Genomic DNA, 24,970 nt, shown 5'->3' on the forward strand with positions numbered 1-24,970 from the left:
CGGGCGGCGCCCGGGACTCGCCGGAGGCCTCAGGAAGCGGGAGCCACCTGTGCCAGGTCGGCGTGCAGGGCGTGCAGCAGGGTGCGGTCGACGGCCGGAGTCATCGCGGCGAGCTGCAACGGGCTCATCGCGCCGACCATCGCCAGCAGGCCCGGGTGCGCGAGCATCGGCAGATGCCGCCGCAGGACGTCCGTGCCGTCCGGCGCCTCGGTGATGCGGTGCAGCGGGGTGGTGACCGACAGCTCTTGCGCGGGGAACTCCGCCGCCGAGGGCAGCGGCGCGCTGGAGCGCTCGACCTGCTCGCGCTGGGCCCGCACCAGCAGGTGCTCCTCGGTGACCGGGCCCTCGGCGGGCAGGCCGAGGCGGGTGAACTGCCCGGCGGGGGCGTCGCAGGCCCGCATCCGCTCGACCAGGAGCGTGGCCATGCGCAGCTCCAACTCCTCGTCCAGGAGGGGGTGTTCCTGGTCGGGGTCGGTGGTGAGGTCGTAGAGGCGGGTGCCGAGGGCGTAGGGGTTGCCGACGGCGAAGCCCGGCAGGCTGAGGACGGGGGCGCCCTTGGTGAAGGGGAGCGGGTCCTCCAGGGTCGCGTCGCGCAGCTCGCCCGGGGAGAAGCGGCTGTCCATGTGGGTGGGCATGAGCGTGTACTCGCGCAGCGGCTGGTTGTCGGGCCGGACGCAGGCCCGCATGTAGACGTGGCGTCCGTCGGTGACGTTGACGTGGGCGCCGTAGGAGCCGAAGAGACCGGCCTCGCGGACGGGCCGGTCGTCGGCGGTCGTGTCCCCGAGCGGGACGCCGAGCATGTCGGGGGTGCGCTCCAGACCGAAGAAGTCCAGCAGGGTGGGGCCGATGTCGATGGTCTGCACGAGCGCGGAGCGGCGGCCGGTGGCACGGGAGCGCGGGTCCCAGACGAAGAGCGGGGTGTGGATGTTCTCGTCGAACCAGGGCTGGACGTTCTTGCCCCACCAGCCGTGCTCGCCGAGCAGGAAGCCGTGGTCGGTGCAGACGATCAGGAGCGTGTCGTCCCACAGGCCGTGGGCGTCGAAGGCGTCCAGGACCCGGCCGAGCGAGGTGTCGCACATGGTGAGCAGGGCGGCGTACTCGTGGCGGGCGTGGGCGACGGTCTCCTCGTCCTCCGTGACGCGCTTGTAGTCGGGCCAGTCGAAGTGCGGGCCGTCGTAGGCCGCGTCGCGGGCGGCGTAGTGCTTCTTGTGCTCGGCGTAGGAGAAGAACGGCTCGTGCGGGTCGAAGGTCTCGATCTGGACGAACCAGCGGTCCTCGTCCCGGTTGGCGGCGATGAACTCCAGGCCGGCGTCGAAGGTGAGGTTCTGCGGGTGGTCGGCGGGGTCGGCGAGGTGTTGGCGGTTCACCCAGTCCTGCCGCCAGACCCGGCCGCGGCGCAGGGTCTGCGTGGGCGGGATGTCCGGGTCGGCGACCTGGCCCTTCCACTTGTCGCCCTCCTGGCCGCGGAAGAACTCGAAGGAGTTGTAGCGCTGGTGGTAGGTGGCGCCGCCGTCCTCCCAGTAGTGCTGGTGGTCGGTGACGAGGTGGGTGTAGACGCCGTCCTCGGAGAGCATCTGCGGCACGGAGTCGTCGAAGGGCTCCAGCGGGCCCCAGGAGCGGTGCAGGAAGTTCGGCCGGCCGGTGTGCATCTCGCGGCGCGCCGGCATGCAGGGCATGGAGCCGCCGTAGCACTGGTCGAAGACGGCGGTGTGCTCGGCAAGGCGCTGGAAGTTGGGGGCGTGGGTCCAGTCGCAGCCGTAGGGCGGGAGCATCCTGCGGTTGAGGCTGTCGAACATGACCATGACGGCTTTCACGCGGGATCTCCCTCGGTGCCGGTGCGGGCCTCGCCCTCGCTGTCGGGCCGGGCCCCGCCCTCGCTGTCGTGGCGGACGCCCTGCTCGCTGTCGTGGCCGACGTCCTGCTCGGTGTCGCGGTGGTCCGTGAGCAGGCGGCGGGTGTGTTCCAGCCAGTCGATCCAGGCGTCGATCTGCCGGACGCCCTCCAGGTGCAGCAGCTCGGTCAGCAGCCGGGTGCGGGGCGCGTCGATCTCGGGCAGTGCCTGGTCCAGGCGGAGCGTGCGGTCCCGGCCCCGGGAGTGCGCGACCTGGGCGCGGCGGTGGTCGAGTTCGGTGTCGATGAGCCGCAACGGCAGGTCCGCGTCGAGCATCCCGGCGAACAGCAGGCGCGCGACGAACTCGGGGTCCTGGAAGCGGCTCGGCGGCTCGTACGGGGAGTGGGCCCAGGCGGTCAGCGCCTCGCGGCCGGCGTCGGTGAGCCGGTAGACCTTGGCGTCGGGGGCGCCGTCCCGGGCATCCGCCTCCCAGGTGATCCACCCCTGGTCCGTCATCCGGCCGAGCAGCCGGTAGACCTGGCTCTGGTGGACGCCGGAGCGCAGGAAACGCCCCTCGCGCTCCAGCCACCGCCGCAGGTCGTAACCGCTCTGCGGCCGCATGGCGAGCACACCGAGCAGCACGTGCTCGAACTTCACGCGAACCCCCAACTCCTGACGCGCCGGCCTCGGTGTTGTCGACTTCGACGACCTCGACGACCTAGACGCCCTTGACGTGATGCTGACCTAGGTGCAGATTCACCTAGGTGCATAGTGTTATAGGTGGGAGGCGGGACACGTCAATGGATTCGACCGAGGGAACTCCGGCGCCCTGCTGCACGGGCCCCCGTCCGACCGGCGCGCCCCCACCGAGGGAGACCGCCCGCCCGGCGGTCCCGGGCCTGCACCCCCTCCCGCACGAGCAGCGGACGCTGGCCGGCGGTGCCTTCGCCATGGGCGACGCCTTCGCCGAGGGCTACCCGGCCGACGGCGAACTCCCCGTCCACACCGTCACGTTGTCCTCGTTCGCCATCGACACGACCACCGTCACCAACGCGCACTTCGCGCGGTTCGTCCGCGCCACCGGGCACGTGACCGACGCCGAGCGCGCCGGCTCGTCGGCGGTCTTCCACGCCTACGCGCTCGCCGCACCGGCCGACGTCCTGGGCCGTTCCCCGGCCGCCCCCTGGTGGCTGGAGGTCCGCGGTGCCGACTGGCGCCGCCCGTACGGTCCGCTCAGCGGCGTCGACGGGCTCGACGACCACCCCGTCGTCCACGTGAGCCTGCGCGACGCCCTCGCCTACTGCGCGTGGACCGGCCGCGCCCTGCCCACGGAGGCGCAGTGGGAGTACGCGGCCCGCGGCGGCCTGTCCGGCGCGCGCTACGCGTGGGGCGACGAGCTGACCCCCGGCGGCGCGCACCGCTGCCACGTCTTCCAGGGCGCCTTCCCCGCCGCCCCCACCGGCGCCGACGGCTGGTTCGCCACCGCGCCGGTCCGCGCCTTCCCGCCCAACGGCTTCGGCCTGTACGACATGGCGGGCAACGTCTGGGAGTGGTGCGCCGACGGCTTCGACCCGACCTGGTACGCCCGCTCCCCGCGCCGGGACCCCCGCTGCCCGCCCACGGACGCCCCGGACGCCCGGCACGTCCTGCGCGGCGGCTCGTACCTCTGCCACCCCTCGTACTGCAACCGCTACCGCGTCTCGGCCCGCACCGCCACCACCGCCGATTCCTTCAGCGGCAACTGCGGCTTCCGCACGACGAGTCGGGCCCACCTCTGACCTTCAAGGAGGCGTACGGGGATCAGTGAGGCAGAAAAGGGGGCGCGAGTCGTCCGCTTTCGCGCCCCTTGCGCGCCTCGTGCTCCCGCCGCGCGCCATCTCTCAAGAGATTTCCGCAATCCCGTGCAACCTTTGCGGCGCCAGGCGGGTCGTTACTTGCGTCGGAATCCTGAGGGGGGAGATCTGGGGGGATCGAGGGATTCCGGCGCAGGAGGGGGAAGGCCCGAGGGGCCCGGTCCGCGGACCGGGCCCCTCGTCGGTTTCGTGCCCCGGGTCTCAGAAGAAGACCCCGCACCGCAGCAGCACATTGGCGAACGGCCGCGCCTCACCGGTCCGCACCACGAGCTTCGCCGACGCCGACAGCGCCTTCAGCTCCTCGTGCGTGACGTGGGAGAGGACCGGCAGCCGCTCCGCGAGCAGAGCGGCCGTCTCCGGGTTCGCGTCCCGCACCTCTCCGGCTGCCGTGCCGCCCTCCACGACCAGCTCGTCGAGGAGCCCGTCGAGGACTTCGGCGAACGACGGCACCCCGGCCCGGAAGGCCAGATCGACGACGCGCGGCCCGGCCGGGATCGGCATCCCCGCGTCGCACACGAGCACCCCGTCCCCGTGCCCCAACTCCGCTATGGCCCCGGCCAGATGGCGGTTGAGTATGCCTGCCTTCTTCACAGCGCGGAGACCTCTTCGGCCGTCGGGTACGAGGCCTGCGCGCCCTCCTTGGTGACGGCGGCGGCGCCGACCCGGGCCGCGTACGCCGCCGCCTCGGCCAGCGACGCACCGGTGCCGAGCCGCCAGGCCAGCGCCGCCGTGAAGGCGTCACCCGCACCGGTCGTGTCCACGGCCTTCACCTTGACGGATGCGACGCGCTCCGACCCGTCGGCGTCCGCGACCAGCGCGCCCTCGGCGCCGAGCGTGATGACGACCGAGCGCGGGCCGAGCGCGAGCAGCTGCCGCGCCCACTCCTCGGGGTCCGGGCCCGGCTCCGTACCGAGGATGACCTTCGCCTCGTGCTCGTTGACGATCAGCGGGTCGCACACCGCGAGCACCTCGTCCGGCAGCGGCGCGGGCGGCGACGGGTTGAGCACGAGCCGCGCCCCGTCGGCCAGCGACCGGGCCACCTCGGCGACCGTGTCCAGCGGGATCTCCAGGAGCGTGGAGACCACCGGCGCCGCCGCGAACAGCTCACGGGCCGCCCGCACGTCGTCCGGCGTGAGCCGTCCGTTCGCGCCCGGCGACACCACGATGCTGTTGTCGCCCGACGGGTCGACGGTGATCAGCGCGACCCCGGTGGGCGCCCCGCCGACGAGCACCCCCGAGGTGTCCACCCCGGACGACTCCATCGACGTACGCAGCAACTGCCCGTGCCCGTCGTCACCGACCCGCGCGAGCAGCGCCGTGCGCGCGCCGAGCCGGGCCGCGGCCACCGCCTGGTTCGCGCCCTTGCCGCCCGGGTGGACCACCAGGTCGGAGCCGAGGACGGTCTCGCCCGCGCCGGGACGCCGGTCGACGGCGACCACCAGATCGGCGTTGGCCGACCCCACGACGAGGAGGTCATACGTGCTCATGCTCTGCCTTTCTGTCTTTCTGCATGCCGGACTGCGTGTCGGGCGGATCAGTTGAAGTCTGCCGCGTTCTTCGACGTCACGACCTTCACCGGCACCTTCACCGCCGGGTCGATCTTCTTGCCGTGGGCGGCGTCCACCGCGTTGCGCACGGCGATCTCGCCCAGCTCACGCGGCTGCTGCGCCACCGAGGCGTACATCGTGCCCGCCTCCACCGCCTTGATGCCGTCGGCCTCGCCGTCGAAGCCGATGACGGGCACCGACTTCCCGGCCTTCGAGCCGAGCGCCTTGACCGCGCCGAGCGCCATCTCGTCGTTGGCGGCGATGACGCCCTGGACGTCGGGGTGCGCCTGGAGCAGGTTCGACATCACGTCGAGGCCCTTGGTGCGGTCGAAGTCGGCGGGCTGCTGGGCGAGGACCTTGATGCCCGGGTAGGCCTTGAGGCCCTTCTCGAAGCCCGCCGCACGCTCGCGCGCGGCCGACGTGCCGGCCTGCCCCTGAAGGATGACGATCTTGCCCTTGCCGCCCAGCTTCTCGGCCATCGTCTTGGCGGAGAGCACACCGCCCGCGACGTTGTCGGAGGCGACGAGGGTGGCGACCTTGCCCTTCTCCACCCCGCGGTCGACGGCGACGACCGGCATGCCGGCCTTGTTCGCCGCGGCCACCGAGTTGCTCGCCGCGGCCGAGTCGACCGGGTTGAGGACGATCGCGTCGAGGCTGGAGCTGGTGAAGTTCTGCATCTGGTTGGCCTGCTGCGAGGCGTCGTTCTGCGCGTCGGTGACGGTGAGGTCCACGCCCAGCTTCTTCGCCTCGGCCTGGGCGCCCGCCCGGATCTGCACGAAGAACGGGTTGTTGAGGGTCGACAGCGACAGGCCGACCTTCGGCTTGTCGGACGCCGACGAACCGCCGTGCAGGAAGGACGTGGCGCCGACGATCGCGACGGTGACGACCGCCGCGAGCCCGTACGTCGCCGCCTGCCTGCCCTTGTTCCCGCCGCCGCCGGAGGTGACCGGCGTGGCCCCGGCCTTGCGCCGCAGCGTGTCGAGCAGCACCGCGAGCGCGATGACGACACCGATGACGACCTGCTGCCAGAACGCGGACACCGACAGGAGGTTGAGGCCGTTGCGCAGCACCGCGAGGATCAGCGCGCCGATCAGCGTGCCCGACGCCTTGCCCGTGCCACCGGCCAGCGAGGCACCGCCGATGACGACGGCGGCGATCGCGTCCAGCTCGTAGCCGTCGGCGGCCTGCGGCTGCGCCGAGGAGAGCCGGGAGGCGAGCACGATGCCCGCGGCGGCGGCGAACAGGCCCGACAGCGCGTAGATGACGAGCTTCTGCTTCTTCACGCGCAGCCCGGAGAGCCGGGCCGCCTCCTCGTTACCGCCGATCGCGTACATGGCACGGCCGATGTACGTACGGCCGAGGATCACGGCGGCGATCAGCCCCATGACGACCATCACGAGCACCGGCACCGGCAGCCAGCCGCCGAGCGTGTCACCGAGGTGCGAGACCGAGTCGGGGAACGGGATGGGCGAGCCGTCGGAGAGGACCAGCGCCAGACCGCGCCCCACCGACAGCATCGCGAGCGTCGCGATGAACGGCGGCAGCTTCCCGTACGCGATGAGGAAACCGTTGACGAGACCGGCGACTATGCCGGTCGCGACGGCGAGCACCACCGCGAGGACGACCGGCACCCCGTGCTGCGTGGCGCTCCACGCGAGGACGGTCGCCGACAGCGCGGCCACCGAACCGACCGACAGGTCGATGCCCGCCGCGACGATCACGAAGGTGACACCGAAGGCGAGGATCGCGGTCACGGCCGCCTGGACACCGATGTTGAGCAGGTTGTCGGTGGTCAGGAAGTCGCCGGACAGCGCGGAGAGCGCGATGACGAGGACGATCAGCGCGGTCAGCGCGCCGTTGTCGAGCAGCAGTCTGCGCAGCTGCGCGGCACCACCGGTGCCCGGCTTGCTCTTGAGCGTGTCAGTGGCGGCCACGGTCGGCCTCCTTCTCGGTCTTCCCGGTGGGTGCGGTGGTGCTGACGGCGAGAGCCATCACGGAGTCCTGGGTGGCGTCGCCGGCGGCGAGTTCACCGGCGATGCGGCCCTGCGCCATGACGAGCACGCGGTCGCTCATCCCGAGGACCTCCGGCAGATCGCTGGAGATCATCAGGACGGCATGTCCTGCGGCGGTCAGCTCGTTGATGAGCTGGTAGATCTCGACCTTGGCGCCGACGTCGATGCCGCGCGTCGGCTCGTCGAGGATCAGCACCTTGATGTCGGCGAGGAGCCACTTGCCGATGACGACCTTCTGCTGGTTGCCGCCGGACAGCGTGCGCACGTGCTGGCCGAGCCCCGCCATGCGCACGCCCAGCTGGGCGGCGATGCGGTCGGCCGCCGTGTGCTGGCCCTTGCGGTCCACGAACCCGCCGCGGGTGGCGGCGCGCAGGGTCACCAGGCCCAGGTTCTCCTCCACCGACTGGTCGAGGACGAGGCCCTGTCCCTTGCGGTCCTCGGGCACGAGCCCGACACCCGCGGTCATCGCCGCGTTCACGTCGTGGCGCGGCAGTGCCACGCCCGCGACCTCCACCGAGCCCTTGTCGTACGGGTCGGCCCCGAAGACCGCGCGCACGACCTCGGTGCGCCCCGCGCCGACGAGCCCGGCGATGCCGACGACCTCACCGGCCCGCACCTCGAACGACACGTCCTGGAAGACGCCGTCGCGGGTCAGCCCCTCGACCTTCAGCAGGGCGCTGCCGGTTTCGGGCCGCTCACGCGGGTACTGCTGCTCGATCGACCGGCCCACCATGAGCCGTACGAGCTCGTCCTCGGGCGTGGACGCGGGCACCTGGCCCACACTCCGGCCGTCCCGGATCACGGTGACCCGGTCGCCGAGGGCGGCGATCTCCTCCAGGTGGTGCGTGATGAAGACGATGCCGACGCCGTCCTCGCGCAGCGCGCGGACGATGGCGAAGAGCTTGTCGACCTCTTCGGAGGTGAGCACGGCGGTCGGCTCGTCCATGATCAGCACGCGCGCGTCGAGGCTCAGCGCCTTCGCGATCTCCACCATCTGAAGGCGGGCGATGCCGAGTTCACGCACACGCGCGCCGGGCGACACGTTGACGCCCACCCGCGCGAGCAGCTTCTCCGCGTCGGCCTCCATCTGCTTGCGGTCGACGAGACCGAAGCGGCGCGGCTGCCGGCCCAGGAAGATGTTCTCGGCGACGGTCAGATCGGGGACCAGGTTGAACTCCTGGTAGATCGTCGCGATGCCGAGCCGTTCGGCGTCCTGCGCTCCGTGGATACGGACCTGCTCGCCGCCCGCGAGGATGCGGCCCTCGTCGGGCGTGTAGGCACCGGAGAGCATCTTGATCAGCGTGCTCTTTCCGGCCCCGTTCTCACCGAGCAGGACGTGCACCTCCCCGCGGCGCAGGTCGAAGTCGACGCTGTCGAGCGCGACGACACCGGGGAAGGTCTTCCGTATCCCTTCGATACGCAGCAACTCGTCGGAGCTGCTCATCCGTTGCTCCTCTCCATTGAGGTGGGCGATTGAGGTACGCGGTTGTGGGGTGTTCGTGGCCTGTTGTCAGGCGGGGGCGCCGCAGGAGCGGCGGACGACGAGTTCGGCGGGGAGGGTGACCGAGGCCGGGGCGCGTCCCTCGATCCGGTCCACCAGGGCCCGCACGGCGGCCCGCCCCAGCTCGCCGGTCGGCTGGGCGATCGCCGTGATCGGCGGATCGGTGTGCACGAACCAGCGGATGTCGTCGAAGGCGGCGAGCGCGATGTCGTCGGGAACGCGCAGCCCGCGCGCGCGGATCGCGTCCAGCGCGCCGAGCGCCATCAGGTTGTCGGCGGCGAAGACGACCTGGGGCGGCTCGGGCAGGTCCAGGAACCCGTCCGTCACCCGGCGCCCGCTCTCCGCCTGGAAGTCACCCTGCCCGATGTACGCGTCCGGCAGCTCGATCTCGTAACTGGCGAGCGCCTCCCGGAAGGCGTCGACGCGCTCGCTGCCGGTGGTCGTGGCGGCGGGGCCCGCGATGATCGCGAGCCGCCGGTGCCCGAGCCCGTGCAGATGCGCGACGAGGTCGCGGATGGCGGCGCGCCCGTCGGAGCGGACCACGGGCACGTCGACGCCCGGGATCCACCGGTCCACGAACACCATCGGCGTCCCGGCCCTGGCGGCGCCCAGCATCAGCGGGGAACCTCCGTCGGTGGGGGAGACGAGCAGCCCGTCGATGCGCCGGTCCAGCAGGTTCTGGACGTGGTGGTCCTGGAGGTCGGGCCGTTCGTCGGCGTTCCCGATGATCACGCTGTAGCCGAGGGCGCGGGCCGCCTCCTCCACGGAGCGGGCCAGCTCGGTGAAGTACGGGTTGAGCACATCGCTGATGACCAGGCCGAGCGTGCGGGTCTGGTCGGTGCGCAGGGAGCGGGCCACGGCGTTGGGCCGGTAGCCGAGCGACTCCACGGCGGCCAGCACGCGGGTCCGGGCGTCCGGGCTCACGGACGGGTGGCTGTTGAGGACCCGGGAGACCGTGGCGACGGAGACCCCGGCCGCGGCCGCGACGTCCTTGATGCTCGCCATCGTGCGGCTCCCTCCGGGTGGTGCGGGGCTCATGTGGCGTCGAGGGGACGCACATGTGCATGGAATCGATTACATCGACCTACGTGAGGGATTGGAATCGATTACACGGGTAGCTGGCAACCCCTGTTCCGGTTGTCGTGACCGGATCGTGATGGGAGCGGGGGAGATGTCGGTGCGGCGTGCGAAGGTGGGAAGCCGTAGGACCCGACCTCTCGGAGACGGAGCACAGGACCGTGAACCACGCGCAGCTCACCGCACTAGGCCGCGCCCTGCGCGTGCTCGGGGAGCACGGCGAGAAGCTCTCCGCCGACACCCCGGACGACGTGCTCCACGAGGTGCGCGGCGATCTGTCGCGCGCGCTCGACCGGCTCGACGACGCGACGACGGGCCAGAAGCCGACGACCCGCTGCAAGGAGCATCCGTACGGCCCGGTCGAGACGTCCGCCCCCGACCTGTGCCTGCTGTGCGAGACGCGCCGCCGCAAGGCGCACCGCTCCCAGCTCACGGGGGAGTACACGGGCCCGGCGTCCGCCCCCACACCCGAGCGCCCGGTCCTCTCGCGCTACGGCACACGCGAGGACCGCCCCCAGCCCCAGCAGCGCTGGATCCCGGAGATGTGGAACGGGCAGGTGTGGCAGCTGTGCGGTACCCCGCGCCACGATCGCCGCGAGGCGGATCTGTATCTGGCGGCGCAGCGGCGGCGGCCCGACGCGGCGATGGCGTACCGCCTGGTGCACGAGTTCACGGACTATGAGGTGGTGCGGGTGTGGGGGACGCCTGTGCGGATGGATCCGGAGCCGATGGGCGGGATCTAGGGGGACCTGGGGTGTCGTTCGTGCGCGGGTGGGTGGGGGCTGGTCGCGCAGTTCCCCGCGCCCCTGAGATGCGCACTTCGTGCGGCATCTCATCAGAGGCGCGCCACCGCCCCGCAGGAGAGGCGCGCGAAGCGCAGCCTCAAGGGGAGGCGGCGCGCAGCGCCTGCCTCAGGGGCGCGGGGAACTGCGCGAGAAGCGGCCACCGGCCCGTACCCGACCGACGACCCGTTAAGGGGCGCGGGGAACTGCGCGAGAAGCGGCCACCGGCCCGTACCCGACCGACAGCCCGATAGGAGGCGCGGGGAACTGCGCGACCGGGACGATGCGGCCGCACCCAGCCACCCGGCCCCCGTCGGAGATCTATACGCGCCGCGCGGTGGACCCGAACCCCAGCCACGTGTGCCGGTTGCCCGCCCAGCACCAGCCGACCTTCGGCGCCCCGCGGCGCTCCCGACCGTCGCGGCCCGTGCCGTTGCTGATCCAGATCGCGGGGGTGCGCGCGTCCAGCGAGCCGTTCGCCCTGCGCAGCCGCGAGCCGATCGTCATGAAGCAGTGATTGCGGTCCAGGGCCGCGGGCTGCTGAAGCACCCAGTGGATGCCCTCGGCGAGCAGCAGGGGAGAGCGGCCCCGCTCGGTGAGGGCGGAAAGCGCCTCGTCCGGGCTCCAGTTGGCCATCTCGTCACCCCGATCGGGCCGGTCGACCAGATAGAGCGGCGCGTCGGGCAGGTCCGTGACGGCTTCGACCGGTGCGAAGAGATCGACGTCCGTCATGTCGACGACGACGAACCCGGCCCGGTCCTCGCGGCGCAGCAGCGGCGCGAGGGCGGAGGCGGGCGCCCGGTCCGGGTGCACGACGAGCAGGGCACCCTCGCCGGCCGCACCTTCGGTGCCCTTCGCGAAGTCGCGCAGTGCGGCGGCGTCGAGCCCCGCGATCTCGTGGACACCGAGCTCCACCAGCCGCTCGGCCTGGACGGGCGGTGACGGCAGCAGGGGCAGGGCGGAAGGGGAGGGGGCGGAGGCGGTGACGCGGGCGTTGTCGGACACGGGACTCCCTCGGGCAGGGCGCGTACGGCGGACGTGCCCACAACGGCCGGCCGTTCCTGTGAGTTCCCTGAGCGCCCGGCGGGACGCCACCACGCTCACTTCCCGGCGCGCGCCTCGGCGAGCGTGTGCGCGACCAGCGCGTTCGCATGCCCGTGACCCAGCCCGTGCTCGCTCTTCAGCCAGCCCACCAGCTCCATGTGCCGGGTGAGCGGCGAGGAACGGATCAGGTCCTGCCAGTACGCGATCGGCTGCCCGTACTTCTTCTCGATGGACGGGAAGTAGCTGGCTGGGCCTTTGACGGCGGGGGTGGTGGTCATGGCGGCTGCGCTCCTGTCTCGGTCACGGTCCCGTACGCGGGATGCTGTCTGTTCAGACCGGGCGACGGCGCCGAACTCATCGCCCACGCGCGCGTGATTCCGGATTGTCCGGGACCACCGGCATCACCCGGCATCACTCGGTAGCACCCGATATCACTCGATCAGGGGGGCGGAACGTGTTCGAGTACCACGGCTGGATCACCGTCAGACAGAGCGCGGACGCCGACAGCGAGGAGTCCGCGCTGCCGCGCATCGTCGACGAACTCCGCCTCCACATCGACGGGTTGGCCGCCCCGTACCTCCTCGACCTGCGCTGGATGAACGGCGAACCGTTCCTCCACATCGGCGGCCACGCCAACCACCGCACGGCTCCCCACCCCGTCGCCCTGTACGAGCATGTCGCGGCCGTCGCCCCCGGCTCGTACGGACTGCTGCACATCCGCGACGACGAGGACCCGGGCCACGCGAACCAGATGCGCGTGGTCAGGCTCGCCCGTGGCGCCGTCACCCACCACACCGAGCCCCTGCTGTCCCCGTGCGTCCCGGAGTTGGAGAGTCCGTTCCCCGGACAGGGCGGGTCCTGACGGGACCGCCAGGGCCCTCCCGCGTTGTCAGTGCGCACCGCTACCGTCGGATCATGACCGATCAAGCGGCGGGGGCGCGCTCCATGGCGGTGCTCGAAGGGGTCCTGGAGCGGATCACGTACGCGAACGAGGAGACGGGGTACACGGTCGCGCGCGTGGACACCGGGAGAGGCGGCGGCGATCTGCTCACCGTCGTCGGCTCGCTGCTCGGGGCGCAGGCGGGGGAGTCGCTGCGGATGGAGGGCCGCTGGGCCTCCCACCCGCAGTACGGCAAGCAGTTCACCGTCGAGAACTACACGACCGTGCTGCCCGCCACCATCCAGGGCATCCGCCGCTACCTCGGATCCGGCCTGGTCAAGGGCATCGGGCCGGTCTTCGCCGACCGGATCACCCAGCACTTCGGGCTCGACACCCTCGACATCATCGAGCAGGAGCCGAAGCGGCTTATCGAGGTGCCGGGGCTCGGCCCGAAGCGGACGAAGAAGATCGCCGACGCGTGGGAGGAGCAGAAGGCCATCAAGGAGGTGATGGTCTTCCTGCAGTCCGTCGGCGTCTCCACCTCCATCGCCGTCCGTATCTACAAGAAGTACGGGGACGCCTCGATCGGCGTCGTGAAGAACCAGCCGTACCGGCTCGCGGCCGACGTCTGGGGCATCGGCTTCCTCACCGCCGACCGCATCGCCCAGTCCGTCGGCATCCCGCACGACAGCCCCGAGCGCGTCAAGGCCGGCTTGCAGTACGCGCTGTCGCAGTCCACCGACCAGGGCCACTGCTTCCTGCCCGAGGAGCGGCTGATCGCCGACGCGGTGAAGCTGCTCCAGGTCGACACGGGGCTCGTGATCGAGTGCCTGGCCGAGCTGACCGAGCCGGACCCGGACTCCGGCGAGGTCGGCGTCGTCCGCGAGCAGGTGCCCGGCGAGCACGGGGAGCCGGTCACCGCCGTCTATCTCGTCCCCTTCCACCGGGCCGAGCTGTCGCTCTCCGCCCAGGTGCTGCGGCTGCTGCGCACCGACGGCGACCGGATGCCGGCCTTCCGGGACGTCGCCTGGGACAAGGCGCTGTCCTGGCTCGCCGACCGGACCGGGGCGACGCTCGCGCCCGAGCAGGAGGAGGCCGTGAAGCTGGCGCTGACACAGAAGGTCGCCGTGCTGACCGGCGGCCCCGGCTGCGGCAAGTCGTTCACCGTGCGCTCCGTCGTGGAGCTGGCCCGCGCCAAGAAGGCCAAGGTGGTGCTCGCCGCGCCGACCGGGCGGGCGGCCAAGCGGCTCGCGGAGCTGACCGGCGCCGAGGCCTCCACCGTCCACCGGCTGCTCGAACTCAAGCCGGGCGGTGACGCCGCGTACGACAAGGACCGGCCGCTCGACGCCGATCTCGTCGTGGTCGACGAGGCGTCCATGCTCGACCTCCTCCTCGCCAACAAGCTGGTGAAGGCCGTCCCGCCGGGCGCCCATCTGCTCTTCGTCGGGGACGTGGACCAGCTGCCGAGCGTCGGCGCGGGCGAGGTGCTGCGCGACATGCTCAGCGAGGGCAGCCCCGTCCCCGCCGTCCGCCTCACCCGCATCTTCCGCCAGGCCCAGGAGTCCGGCGTCGTCACGAACGCCCACCGGATCAACTCCGGCACCCCGCCGCTGACCCAGGGCCTCAAGGACTTCTTCCTCTTCGTGGAGGAGGACACCGAGGAGGCGGGCCGGCTCACTGTCGATGTCGCGGCCCGCCGCATCCCCGCCAAGTTCGGCCTCGACCCCCGGCGCGACGTCCAGGTGCTGGCCCCCATGCACCGCGGCCCGGCGGGCGCCGGGAATCTGAACGCGCTGCTCCAGCAGGCCATCACCCCCGCCCGCCCCGAGCTGCCCGAGAAGCGGTTCGGCGGCCGGGTCTTCCGCGTCGGCGACAAGGTCACCCAGATCCGCAACAACTACGAAAAGGGGGCGAACGGCGTCTTCAACGGCACGGTGGGCGTCGTCACCGCCCTCGACACCGACGAGCAGAAGCTCACCGTCCTGACGGACGAGGACGAGCCGGTCGAGTACGAGTTCGACGAGCTGGACGAGCTGGCGCACGCCTACGCCGTCACCATCCACCGCTCCCAGGGCTCCGAGTATCCCTGCGTGGTCATCCCCGTCACCATGAGTGCGTGGATGATGCTCCAGCGGAATCTCCTCTATACGGCTGTCACGCGTGCGAAGAAGCTGGTCGTGCTGGTCGGGTCGAGGAAGGCGCTGGCGCAGGCGGTGCGCACGGTTTCGGCGGGTAGGCGCTGTACGGCGCTGGATTTCCGGTTGGCGGGCGCGACTCTTCAAAAGATTTGATCGATCAAACGAGTCGCAAACGTCACAGGGCACTTCCGGAACCAGGGTGATAGGGGGCAGGATGGGCAGGCTGGAGGCACTGAGTGCCGCCAATCGGTCCAATGGACGACCCCGAGTGCACTCTGCTGGGCCAAGTGGGGGATGGTAGAGACAGTCAGGGCACCTCGAAGAAGAGGCACTACGTCGGTGAGGGATGACGTGAGCGACAACTCTGTAGTACTGCGGTACGGCGATGGCGAATACACCTACCCGGTGATCGACAGCACCGTCGGCGACAAGGGCTTCGACATCGGGAAGCTCCGGGCCCAGACAGGACTGGTGACCCTCGACAGCGGATACGGCAACACTGCCGCCTATAAATCCGCGATCACCTACCTCGACGGCGAAGAGGGCATCCTCCGCTACCGCGGCTACCCGATCGAGCAGCTGGCCGAGCGCTCCACCTTCGTGGAGGTGGCGTACCTGCTGATCAACGGCGAGCTTCCCACCGTGGACGAGCTCTCCACTTTCAAGAACGACATCACGCAGCACACCCTGCTGCACGAGGACGTCAAGCGGTTCTACGACGGGTTCCCGCGCGACGCCCACCCGATGGCCATGCTGTCGTCGGTCGTCTCCGCGCTGTCCACCTTCTACCAGGACAGCCACAACCCGTTCGACGAGCAGCAGCGGAACCTTTCGACGATCCGCCTTCTCGCCAAGCTTCCGACGATCGCGGCGTACGCGTACAAGAAGTCGCAGGGCCACCCGGTGGTCTACCCGCGCAACGACCTCGGTTACGTCGAGAACTTCCTGCGCATGACCTTCTCGGTGCCGGCCGCCGAGTACGAGCTGGACCCGGTCGTCGTCTCGGCGCTGGACAAGCTCCTCATCCTGCACGCGGACCACGAGCAGAACTGCTCGACGTCCACCGTGCGTCTGGTCGGCTCCTCGCAGGCCAACATGTTCGCGTCGATCTCGGCGGGCATCTCGGCCCTCTGGGGTCCGCTGCACGGCGGTGCCAACCAGTCGGTGCTGGAGATGCTCGAGGGCATCCAGGCCTCCGGCGGCGACGTCGACACCTTCATCCGCAAGGTGAAGAACAAGGAAGACGGCGTGAAGCTCATGGGCTTCGGGCACCGCGTCTACAAGAACTTCGACCCCCGGGCGAAGATCATCAAGGCGGCGGCGCACGACGTCCTCTCGGCGCTCGGCAAGAGCGACGAGCTGCTGGACATCGCGCTGAAGCTGGAAGAGCACGCGCTGGCCGACGACTACTTCGTCGAGCGCAAGCTCTACCCGAACGTCGACTTCTACACCGGCCTGATCTACCGGGCCATGGGCTTCCCGACCGAGATGTTCACGGTGCTCTTCGCGCTTGGCCGTCTGCCGGGCTGGATCGCCCAGTGGCACGAGATGATCAAGGAGCCGGGCTCGCGCATCGGCCGCCCGCGCCAGATCTACACGGGCGTCGTCGAGCGCGACTTCGTGCCGGTGGAGCAGCGCTAGTCGCTCCGCTCGGGGCCGGGTGAACGATCGCGCCGTCGGCGGTGCGGTCGGGTGTTCGCCGCGGCCCCGTCGTGGTTGCTCGCGCCGTTCCCCGCGCCCCTACGGGGCGCGAAAGCGCAGGTAGTAGCGGGTAATAGAAAGCGCCCCGCTGTCAGTCCCCCCACGGGCCGACAGTCGGGGCGCTTTCCTTTTCCCGGTTCGGATTCCCCCCACGGGATCCGGCCGGGCGTCTGTGTGCGTCGGTCGCCGAAGCACGTACGTACGGGGTGGGCCGCTCAAGCCCCCCGGTGCACGTGCCCCGGCCAACGCAGTCGGGACCGTCCCCCAAGACGGGCCCGTTCGACACGGGAACGCCCCCCAAGACGTTCCTGCATCGCCTCCTTAGACTCACGAGACCTGCAAAGGGTTACGTTCGGATCGGTGTGATCTGCGTCTCTTGCATATGTCCTGTGCGTACGCAAGAGAACCGATATGGGGATATCGGCTCCTGCGTGGGAGTGCTGCAATTGTGCCGTGTGGATTGTGTGGAGGTCCAGGTGCAACTAGGTGAACTTGCGAAGTCGAAGGCTGTTTGTGACCACAAACACGGATGACAGTCCCAAACCGACCTCCGCGAGCACCTGATTCGGCTCAGACGCGGCCGATCAGCTCGTAGCCGGCCTCGTCGACCGCCTCGCGGACCGCCGTCTCGTCGAGCGGGACCGCGGAGACCACTGTGACCTGGCCGGTGGCCGCGGCCGCCGTGACCGAGGCGACGCCGTCGAGCTCGGAGATCTCACCGGCCACCGCGCCCTCGCAGTGACCACAGGTCATCCCCTTGACCTGGTAGACCGTGGTGACAGCGCCCTCGGTGGCGGAAGGGGCGGCGTCCGAGTGGCAGGCGCCGCCGCAGCAGGAGCCGGCCGGCTCGGCGGAGACCTGCGGAAGCTCGGTGTGGGCGCTCATGTCGTTCTCCTGGAGGGGCGTGGAGCGGCGGGTGCCGGGTACCCCCGGCACCGTCTGACGCAGCCGACCCTATACCCCTAGGGGGTACTTCTCCAAGACGGATCGCGCCGCGCCAGCGAACGCGCCCAGGAGATGCCGAAGAGCGAGATCAGGACCAGGCCGCCGATCGAGAACAGCGCGAAGAGATGCTTCTGGGAGTCGGTCGGCTCGGGGAGGTAGCCCTGCGCGAAGAGGCTGCGGTCCAGGCCCGAGGTGGTCAGCCGGGCCACCAGCCACAGCGCGATGCCGTGCATCGAGTCCCACAGGGCGTGCAGCAGGGAGACGCCGAGGTACGTGAGGATCACCGGGCCGGTGAAGCGGTAGCGGCCGTTCGGGCGACGGAAGGAGAGCAGCACCGCGCCGGAGATCGCCGTCCACAGACCGTGGCCGAACGGCGCGAGCAGCCCGCGCAGCACCTCCGTCTCCAGGAGGGAGCGCAGGTCGATGCCCTTCATGGTGACCGCCGCGTTGAACGCGTAGCCCGCGCTCTCGAACGCCGCGAAGCCGAAGCCGACGGTGGCGCCCAGGACCAGACCGGCCCGCAGGCCGCTGACGCGCGGATAGCGGTGGAGTACGTACATCAGGGCGGCCAGCTTGACGGCTTCCTCGATCAGGCCGACGCCGACGAACATCCAGAGGGAGGGGTGGACGAGGTAGTACTCCATGACCGAGGCGCCGAGCACGCCGAGGATGCCGCCGATCAGGAAGCAGCCCAGGATCAGGTTCACGCCCAGGTCGCGGCCGTGACGCTCGTACGCCCACAGGACGAAGACCGCCGGGGCCAGGAAGCTGCCGAGCAGGATCAGGGTGGGCAGCAGGGTGGTGTTCTTCGTGGCGTACGTGACCACCGCCGTCAGGACCCACAGGGCCAGGCCGCCCCACAGGCAGCGCTTCCAGAGCCCGGCGCGGATCTGCGGGCCCGGAGGCGCCGGCTGCTGGGGGATCCGCGCCTGCGGTGCCCCGGAGGGCTGGTGGTTCGCCACGGTGGTCCTCCGACTTCCCTGCAACTGACTGTGCTTATGGGTGATTTGTCGGAATCCTATGGTAGACAGCCGCTATGTCGCAGCCCGGGACGCTCATTCTGATCATGGTCATCGCGGTTCTGGCACCGCTTCTGGCCTACGGCGCGGGGCGGTGGCTGCCCGTCCCGCTGGTGATCTTCGAGATCCTGCTGGGCATCCTGGTCGGCCCCGACGTGCTGGGCTGGGCCTCCAGCCACGACACGGGCGTCGACACCCTGTCCGACCTCGGGCTCGCCATGCTGATCTTTCTCGCCGGGTACGAGATCGAGTTCGACAAGATCCGTGGCAGCACCCTCAAACGGTCGGCCTGGGCCTGGATCGTCTCGCTCGCCGTCGGCCTCGTCCTCGCCATCGCGCTCGCCGACTGGTCCTACGCGCGCGGTGTGTACGTGGGCACGGCCCTCACCAGTACGGCCCTGGGCACCATCCTTCCCGTCCTGCGCGACTCCGGAGACCTGCACTCGCGGTTCGGCTCGGTGCTGATGGCGTTCGGCGCGGTCGGCGAGTTCGGGCCGATCATCGCCATGGCGCTGCTGCTCAGCGGACGCTCGCCGCTCGACTCGGCGCTGCTCCTGCTGGCCTTCGCCGCCCTCACCGCCCTCGCCGTGCTGTGGGCGATGCGGCCGCGGCCGCCGTGGTTCTCGCGGGTCATCGCGAAGACCCTGCACAGCAGCGGACAGTTCGCGGTACGTCTCGTGGTGCTGCTGCTCGCGCTGATGCTCGGCCTCTCGCAGGCGCTCGGGGTGGACACGCTGCTCGGGGCGTTCGCCGCCGGGATGATCGTCCGCCTCGTGCTGCACGGCGCCGCGCCCGACAGCGCCGGCGAGGTCCTCGGCAAGGTGGAGGCGATGGGCTTCGGGTTCCTGGTGCCGGTCTTCTTCGTCGTCACCGGCATCGACTTCGACCTGAAGGCGCTGCTCGACGGCGGCACCGCGCTGCTCCTGCTGCCGGTCTTCCTCGTCCTGTTCCTGGTGGTGCGCGGCCTGCCCGTCTACTTCTTCGCGCCGGACGACCTGGTCGGCCGGGACCGGTTCTCCCTCACCTTCTTCTCCTCGACCGCGCTGCCGCTCGTCGTCGCCATCACCACCATCGGCGTCCAGGACGGCGCGCTGCCCACGGACGTGGCGGCGGCGCTGGTCGGCGCCGCGATGGTGTCCGTACTGGTCTTCCCGCTGATCGGGCTGAAGCTGCGGGCCGGCAAGGGGGAGCGGGCGCTGCCGCGGGGGCCGGTGAAGGGCGCCGAGTCGTGGTGAACCCCTGGTACTCGTCCGGCAGGGGTTGTGCGACGGCGGCGCGTGGCGTGGGGTGACGGGGGTGAAGATCATCGGCTGACGGGAAGGGCGGGCACATGCGCGCGGTTGTCTTCGAACGGTTCGGGGAGCGGGCCGAGGTGCGGGAGGTGCCGGATCCGGTGGCCGCGCCGCACGGGGTCGTCGTCCGGGTGGCGGCGACCGGGGTGTGCCGCAGCGACTGGCACGGCTGGATGGGGCACGACCCGGACATCGTGCTGCCGCACGTTCCCGGGCACGAGCTGGCCGGGGTCGTGGAGTCGGTGGGCGCGGACGTGCGCGGCTGGCGCGTCGGGGACCGGGTGACCGTGCCGTTCGTGTGCGCCTGCGGGCGGTGCGCGGCGTGCGCGGCCGGGGACCAGCAGGTGTGCGAGCGGCAGACGCAGCCCGGGTTCACCCACTGGGGTTCCTTCGCCGAGTACGTGGCTCTGGACCATGCCGATGTGAACCTCGTGGCCGTGCCGGAGGAGATGGAGTTCACGACGGCGGCCGGGCTCGGCTGCCGGTTCGCGACCGCCTACCGGGCCGTGGTGCAGCAGGGGCGGGTCGCCGCCGGGGAGTTCGTGGCCGTGCACGGGTGCGGGGGAGTCGGCCTGTCGGCCGTGATGATCGCGGCGGCGGCCGGGGCGCGGGTCGTGGCCGTGGACGTCTCGGCCGGGGCGCTGGAGATGGCCCGCCGCTTCGGGGCCGTCGCGTGTGTCGAGGCCGGAGCCGTGGCGGACGTGGCCGGCGCCGTGCGGGAGCTGACCGGGGGCGGGGCGCATCTGTCGCTGGACGCGCTGGGGGCGGGGGTGACGTGTGCCGCGTCCGTGGGGTCGTTGCGGCGGCGGGGGCGGCATGTGCAGGTGGGGTTGCTGGCCGAGGATCCCGTGGTGCCGATGGGGCGGGTGGTGGCTCTGGAGCTGGAGCTGCTCGGGAGTCATGGGATGGCGGCTCATGCGTATCCGGGGATGTTGGAGTTGGTGCGGGGCGGGGTTCTGCGGCCTGAGCTGCTGGTGACGTCGGTGATCGGGCTGGAGGACGCGGCGGGGGCTCTGGCCGCCATGGGGGAGGGGGCGGTGGGGGTGGGGGTGACTGTGGTGGCGCCGTCGGCCGCGGGCTGAGCAGGTTGTCGCTCGTCTGCGGCCCGGTGGGGCTTCTCGCGCAGTTCCCCGCGCCCCTGAGGCATGCGCTGCGCGCAGCCTCCCCCTGAGGCAGCGCTTCGCGCGCCTCTCTTGGAGGGACGGGGGTGCGCCTCCACCTTGGGCAGGGGGCGCGCCTTCGCCTTGGGCAGGTGGTGCGCCTCCACCTTGGCCAGGGGCGCGCCTCTCCTGAAGGGTGGGTGGCGCGCCTTTGATGAGATGGCGCACGAAGTGCGCATCTCAGGGGCGCGGGGAACTGCGCGAGAAGCGGCCACCGGCCGACAGCCGAACGACGACCCGATAAGGGGCGCGGGGAACTGCGCGAGAAGCGGCCACCGGCCGTCAGCCGAACGACGACCCGATAAGGGGCGCGGGGAACTGCGCGAGAAGCCCCACCGGGCCGTACCCGACCGGCAATCCAGGGGCCCAGGGATGGGGAAAATCGGTTGCTCTCGGGTGGGGTGGGCTGCCAGATTGCTTCGGTTTGGGTTGGTGGGTGGGCGAGAGGGCGGCGCGGGATGACGAGCGGCAAACAGGCGGAACGCGACTGGCTGCGCCGATTCGCGGCGCTCTGCTGGGCCAGGCCCCGAGCCGTCACCCTGGCCTGCCTCGGCGCCGTAGCCGGAGTCCTGCTCACCACCACGGCCCCGCTGATCATCCGCCGGGTCGTCGACGGAGTCATCGTCGCCGGACGCGACGCCGCGGCCCCCTGGATCACCCTGCTGCTCGCCGTCGCCGCGGCCCAGTTCGGCGCCTCCTGGGTGCGCCGCTGGTGGGCCGGCAAGGTCCAGTGGGGCGTCGAGCGCGACCTGCGGCTGATGCTGCACGACGCCATCCAGCGCATCGACGGCCGCCGCCTCGACCGCCTGCGCTCCGGCGACGTACTGAGCCGCGCCGTGAACGACGTGGCCGTGGTCCGCGACCTCACCGGATCGCTCCCCCTGCTCGCGCAGAACGGGCTGACCCTGCTGCTCACCCTCGGCGTCATGCTCACCCTCTCCCCGCTGCTCGCCTGCGTCGCCCTCGCCGTCGTCCCGCCGATGATGCTGCTCGCCCGGCACTCCCGGGACCGGATCTACCCCGCCGACCGCGCCGTCCAGGAACGCACCGGCGAGGCGTCCGAAGCCGTCGAGTCCAACATCGCGGGCGTCCGCGTCGTCAAGGGCTTCGCCCAGGAGGACGCCGAGACCGACCGCTACGCCGGGCTCGCCCGGCGCCTGTTCGCCGCCCGCGTGCACCGGCGCTACGTCGCGGCCCGCTACGCCGGCCTGCTCGGCGAACTGCTCCCCGGCACCGCCCGGTTCGGCGTCGTCCTGCTCGGCGGCTGGCTCGCCGTGCGCGGTGACATCACCCTCGGCACCTTCGTCGCCTTCACCACCTACCTGGCCGCGATGATGGGCCCGGTCCGCATGCTCTCCACCATGGTCGGACAGGCCCAGGAGGCCCGCTCCGGACTCGTACGGATCTTTGAACTCGCCGACGCCGAGCAGGAGGTGACCGAGCGGCCGGACGCCGTCGCCGTCGGGGACGGGCCGCTCGCCGTCGTCTTCGACCGGGTGACCTTCGCGCACGAACCCGGCGCGTCCGGCGCCGCCCCCGCCCTCGACGGCCTCGACCTCACCATCGCCCCCGGCGAGACCCTCGCCCTGGTCGGCGGCTCGGGCTCCGGCAAGTCCACCGTGGGCGCACTGCTCTCGCGGCTGTACGACGCCGACGCGGGCGCCGTGCGGATCGGCCCCGCCGGCGCGCTCACCGACGTGACCGCACTGCGCCTGGACTCGCTGCGCGACGCCGTCGGCATCGCCTTCGAGGAGAGCCTGCTCTTCTCCGAGAGCGTGCGCGACACCATCCGCTTCGGCCGCCCCGACGCCACCGACGACGAGGTGCACGCCGCTGCCGGGGCCGCGCAGGCCGACGCGTTCGTCCGCGCGCTGCCCGACGGCTACGACACCGTGCTCGGCGCCCAGGGCCTGACCCTGTCGGGCGGCCAGCGCCAACGCCTCGCCCTGGCAAGGGCGCTGCTCACCGATCCGCGCATCCTCGTCCTGGACGACGCCACCTCCGCCGTGGACCCGAAGGTCGAGGCGGCCATCCTCGCCTCCCTGCGCACGCAACTGGCCGGGCGCACCGTCCTGCTCGTCGCCCACCGCCGCTCCACCCTCCGCCTCGCCGACCGCATCGCCGTCCTGGAGGCGGGTCGCGTCCTCGACACCGGCACCCACGACGAACTGACCGCCCGCTGCCCCCGCTACCGCGAGCTGATGCTGGGGGAGCTGGAGGACCTGGGGGAGTTCGACGAGCTGGTTGAACTGGAGGAGGTGGCTCAGGAGGCGGGGGACGGGCCCGTTGTCGGCGGCGCCCTTCCGGCCGGCCCCCTTCCGTCGTCCGACCGGCCCGCCCCCAACGCCGTCCCCATCCGTGACCCGGACGTCGTCCCCACCCGCGACCCCGACGTCGACGAGGCCCGCGCCCGCGCCGCCGACCCCGACTTCACCCTGCGCCGGCTGCTGCGCCCCTACCGGGCCCGGCTGCTCGCCATCGGCGTGCTCCTCGTCGCCGACACCGCCCTGCTGATGCTCGCTCCCCGCCTGGTCAGCGCCGCGATCGACCTCGGGGTGCGGCGCCACGACGGAGCCGCGCTCACCGCCGTCGCGGGCGGCCTGCTGGCCACCGCCGTCGCCAACTGGCTCGTCTTCGCGTACGAGATGCGGGCCATCGCCCGGACCGGCGAGCGCATCCTGTACGAGCTGCGCGTCAAGATGTTCGCCCATCTCCAGCGGCTCGGCCTCGACTACTTCGAGCGGGAGTCCGGCGGCGCGGCCGTCACCCGGATGGTCAGCGACGTCGCCGCGATCGGGGAGTTCGTGCAGAGCGGGCTGCTCGACTCCGCCGTCAGCGTCATGCTGTTCACCGGGGTGCTCGCCCTGATGTTCGCCCTCGACACCGGCCTGGCCCTCACGGTCCTCGTCGTCGTGCCCGTGCTCGCCGTCGCGTGCTGGTGGTACGGGCGTGTCTCCAAGCGCCGCTACGACCGTGCCCGCACCCAGCTCGGCGGGCTCAACAGCGCGTTCCAGGAGGCCATCGACGGGGTGCGGGTCACCCAGGCGTACCGCAGGCAGGACCGCAGCGCCGCCCGCTTCCACGTCCTCGCCGAGGAGCAGCGGCTCCTCCAGATGCGCTCCCAGCGCTCCCTGGCCTGGTTCTTCTCCGCGGTGGAGTTCCTCTCCGACGCCACCACCGCCCTCATCCTCGGTGTCGGCGCCTGGCGGGTCGCGGACGGCGCGGCCAGCACCGGGACCGTCGTCGCCTTCCTGCTCTACGTCGGCCTCGTCTTCGGCCCGATCCGCAACGCCTCGCAGCTCCTCGACGGCTACCAGCGGGCCCGTGTCGGCCTCGGCCGCTGCCGCGAACTGCTGCGCGAGCGGCCCACGGTCACCGAGCCGCACCGCCCGCTGCCGCTGCCCGCCTTCGGCAGCGCCGGGCGGATGCGCGGCGAGGTGGTCCTGAAGGACCTGCACTACGCGTACGAGGGCGGCGGCAAGCGGGCCCTGGACGGGGTCAGCGCGCGGATCGGCGCGGGGGAGACGGTCGCCGTCGTCGGCACGACCGGCGCGGGCAAGTCGACGCTGCTCAAGCTGGTCGCCCGGATGTACCTGCCGACCGGCGGCGCCGTCGAGATCGACTCCGTGGATCTGCGCGCGATGGACGGGTTCGCCTACCGCAGCCGGATCGGGCTCGTACCCCAGGAGGCGTATCTCTTCGGCGGGACGGTCCGCGAGGCCATCGCCTACGGGCGCCCCGGCGCCTCCGACGCGGAGGTGCGCGCGGCCGTCGAGGAGGTCGGCGCGCACCGGATGATCGCGGGCCTGCCCCAGGGGTACGGGCACCGGCTCACCGAGCGCGGCCGCAATCTCTCGGCGGGCCAGCGGCAGTTGATCGCGCTGGCCCGCGCCCGGCTGATCCGCCCCGACCTGATGCTCCTCGACGAGGCGACCGCGGCGCTCGACCTGGCCACGGAGGCGGCGGTGGGGCGCGCGGTGGAGGCGGCGACGGCCGCCCCCACCACGATCGTCGTCGCGCACCGCCTGACGACGGCGGCCCGCGCGGACCGCGTCCTCGTCCTGGAAGGGGGCCGCCTCGTGGAGGACGGCCCGCACGAGGCGCTCGTCGCGGCCGGCGGCCACTATGCCGCGCTCTGGTCCGCGTACGACGACGGGGTGATCCCCGCCTAGGGCCGCCTGCACAGGG

General features: G+C 71.7%; 19 protein-coding genes. 8 read left to right on the plus strand and 11 right to left on the minus strand.

Going from position 1 to position 24,970, the window contains the following annotated elements:
• Positions 1-29: 29 nt before the first annotated feature.
• A complete protein-coding gene (locus ACFVDP_RS37845; protein ID WP_383500231.1) occupies positions 30-1,814 on the minus strand; it encodes a sulfatase in 1,785 nt (594 codons plus the stop codon).
• Positions 1,811-2,488: a PadR family transcriptional regulator gene (locus tag ACFVDP_RS37850; RefSeq protein WP_383500234.1), complete on the minus strand. Its 678-nt coding sequence runs from the start codon at positions 2,486-2,488 to the stop codon at positions 1,811-1,813. Before ACFVDP_RS37850 ends, ACFVDP_RS37845 begins: the two co-directional genes overlap by 4 nt.
• Before the next feature lie 143 nt (positions 2,489-2,631).
• Between ACFVDP_RS37850 and ACFVDP_RS37855 the strand changes: the two genes are divergently transcribed.
• Positions 2,632-3,609, plus strand: a complete 978-nt coding sequence (locus ACFVDP_RS37855; protein WP_383500237.1) for a formylglycine-generating enzyme family protein — start codon at positions 2,632-2,634, stop codon at positions 3,607-3,609.
• A gap of 276 nt (positions 3,610-3,885) precedes the next feature.
• On the opposite strand, the gene rbsD is transcribed toward ACFVDP_RS37855, so the two are convergent.
• The 5 genes from rbsD to ACFVDP_RS37880 all read right to left on the minus strand — a co-directional run bounded on the left by rbsD (position 3,886) and on the right by ACFVDP_RS37880 (position 9,749).
• Positions 3,886-4,275, minus strand: a complete 390-nt coding sequence (rbsD, locus tag ACFVDP_RS37860; RefSeq protein WP_383500240.1) for a D-ribose pyranase — start codon at positions 4,273-4,275, stop codon at positions 3,886-3,888.
• Positions 4,272-5,171 (minus strand): ribokinase, encoded by a 900-nt coding sequence (locus ACFVDP_RS37865; protein WP_383500243.1) that lies wholly within the window; start codon positions 5,169-5,171, stop codon positions 4,272-4,274. The genes rbsD and ACFVDP_RS37865 overlap by 4 nt, the downstream gene beginning before the upstream one ends.
• A 47-nt stretch (positions 5,172-5,218) precedes the next feature.
• Positions 5,219-7,165: a substrate-binding domain-containing protein gene (locus ACFVDP_RS37870; protein ID WP_383500246.1), complete on the minus strand. Its 1,947-nt coding sequence runs from the start codon at positions 7,163-7,165 to the stop codon at positions 5,219-5,221.
• Complete coding sequence (locus ACFVDP_RS37875) at positions 7,152-8,687, minus strand: sugar ABC transporter ATP-binding protein (protein ID WP_383500249.1); 1,536 nt, start codon at positions 8,685-8,687, stop codon at positions 7,152-7,154. The genes ACFVDP_RS37870 and ACFVDP_RS37875 overlap by 14 nt, the downstream gene beginning before the upstream one ends.
• A gap of 66 nt (positions 8,688-8,753) precedes the next feature.
• The gene (locus tag ACFVDP_RS37880) at positions 8,754-9,749 is read right to left on the minus strand and encodes a LacI family DNA-binding transcriptional regulator (protein ID WP_383500253.1); all 996 of its coding nucleotides are present in this window, start codon (positions 9,747-9,749) and stop codon (positions 8,754-8,756) included.
• Between the two features lie 233 nt (positions 9,750-9,982).
• Between ACFVDP_RS37880 and ACFVDP_RS37885 the strand changes: the two genes are divergently transcribed.
• On the plus strand, positions 9,983-10,564 hold the full coding sequence (locus tag ACFVDP_RS37885; protein ID WP_383500256.1) for a hypothetical protein: 582 nt from the start codon (positions 9,983-9,985) through the stop codon (positions 10,562-10,564).
• Between the two features lie 360 nt (positions 10,565-10,924).
• On the opposite strand, the gene ACFVDP_RS37890 is transcribed toward ACFVDP_RS37885, so the two are convergent.
• Together ACFVDP_RS37890 and ACFVDP_RS37895 are read right to left on the minus strand one after the other, a co-directional pair.
• Complete coding sequence (locus ACFVDP_RS37890) at positions 10,925-11,608, minus strand: DUF5701 family protein (protein ID WP_383500259.1); 684 nt, start codon at positions 11,606-11,608, stop codon at positions 10,925-10,927.
• Between the two features lie 95 nt (positions 11,609-11,703).
• Complete coding sequence (locus ACFVDP_RS37895; protein ID WP_383500261.1) at positions 11,704-11,925, minus strand: DUF4287 domain-containing protein; 222 nt, start codon at positions 11,923-11,925, stop codon at positions 11,704-11,706.
• 176 nt (positions 11,926-12,101) lie between these two features.
• Here ACFVDP_RS37895 and ACFVDP_RS37900 point away from each other — a divergent pair, with 176 nt between their 5' ends.
• From ACFVDP_RS37900 to ACFVDP_RS37910, 3 genes are all read left to right on the plus strand, one after another.
• Positions 12,102-12,509 carry an Imm7 family immunity protein gene (locus ACFVDP_RS37900; protein WP_383500264.1) on the plus strand — a complete coding sequence of 136 codons (408 nt, stop codon included), beginning with the start codon at positions 12,102-12,104 and terminating at the stop codon, positions 12,507-12,509.
• A 53-nt stretch (positions 12,510-12,562) separates the two neighbouring features.
• Complete coding sequence (locus ACFVDP_RS37905) at positions 12,563-14,818, plus strand: ATP-dependent RecD-like DNA helicase (protein WP_383500267.1); 2,256 nt, start codon at positions 12,563-12,565, stop codon at positions 14,816-14,818.
• A 198-nt stretch (positions 14,819-15,016) separates the two neighbouring features.
• A complete protein-coding gene (locus ACFVDP_RS37910; protein ID WP_383500270.1) occupies positions 15,017-16,306 on the plus strand; it encodes a citrate synthase in 1,290 nt (429 codons plus the stop codon).
• A gap of 630 nt (positions 16,307-16,936) precedes the next feature.
• On the opposite strand, the gene ACFVDP_RS37915 is transcribed toward ACFVDP_RS37910, so the two are convergent.
• A complete protein-coding gene (locus ACFVDP_RS37915) occupies positions 16,937-17,251 on the minus strand; it encodes a heavy-metal-associated domain-containing protein (RefSeq protein WP_383500274.1) in 315 nt (104 codons plus the stop codon).
• Positions 17,252-17,328: 77 nt separating this feature from the next.
• Positions 17,329-18,273, minus strand: a complete 945-nt coding sequence (locus ACFVDP_RS37920; RefSeq protein ID WP_383500277.1) for a PrsW family intramembrane metalloprotease — start codon at positions 18,271-18,273, stop codon at positions 17,329-17,331.
• A gap of 74 nt (positions 18,274-18,347) precedes the next feature.
• Between ACFVDP_RS37920 and ACFVDP_RS37925 the strand changes: the two genes are divergently transcribed.
• The 3 genes from ACFVDP_RS37925 (at position 18,348) to ACFVDP_RS37935 (ending at position 24,954) form a co-directional block, all read left to right on the plus strand.
• Positions 18,348-19,565 carry a cation:proton antiporter gene (locus ACFVDP_RS37925; RefSeq protein ID WP_383500280.1) on the plus strand — a complete coding sequence of 406 codons (1,218 nt, stop codon included), beginning with the start codon at positions 18,348-18,350 and terminating at the stop codon, positions 19,563-19,565.
• Between the two features lie 95 nt (positions 19,566-19,660).
• Positions 19,661-20,704, plus strand: coding sequence for an alcohol dehydrogenase catalytic domain-containing protein (locus tag ACFVDP_RS37930; RefSeq protein WP_383500283.1), 1,044 nt, complete (start codon positions 19,661-19,663; stop codon positions 20,702-20,704).
• Between the two features lie 536 nt (positions 20,705-21,240).
• A complete protein-coding gene (locus tag ACFVDP_RS37935) occupies positions 21,241-24,954 on the plus strand; it encodes an ABC transporter ATP-binding protein (RefSeq protein WP_383500286.1) in 3,714 nt (1,237 codons plus the stop codon).
• Positions 24,955-24,970: the final 16 nt, after the last annotated feature.

This window comes from Streptomyces sp. NPDC057694 (genome assembly GCF_042799415.1).
Taxonomy (GTDB): Bacteria; Actinomycetota; Actinomycetes; order Streptomycetales; family Streptomycetaceae; genus Streptomyces.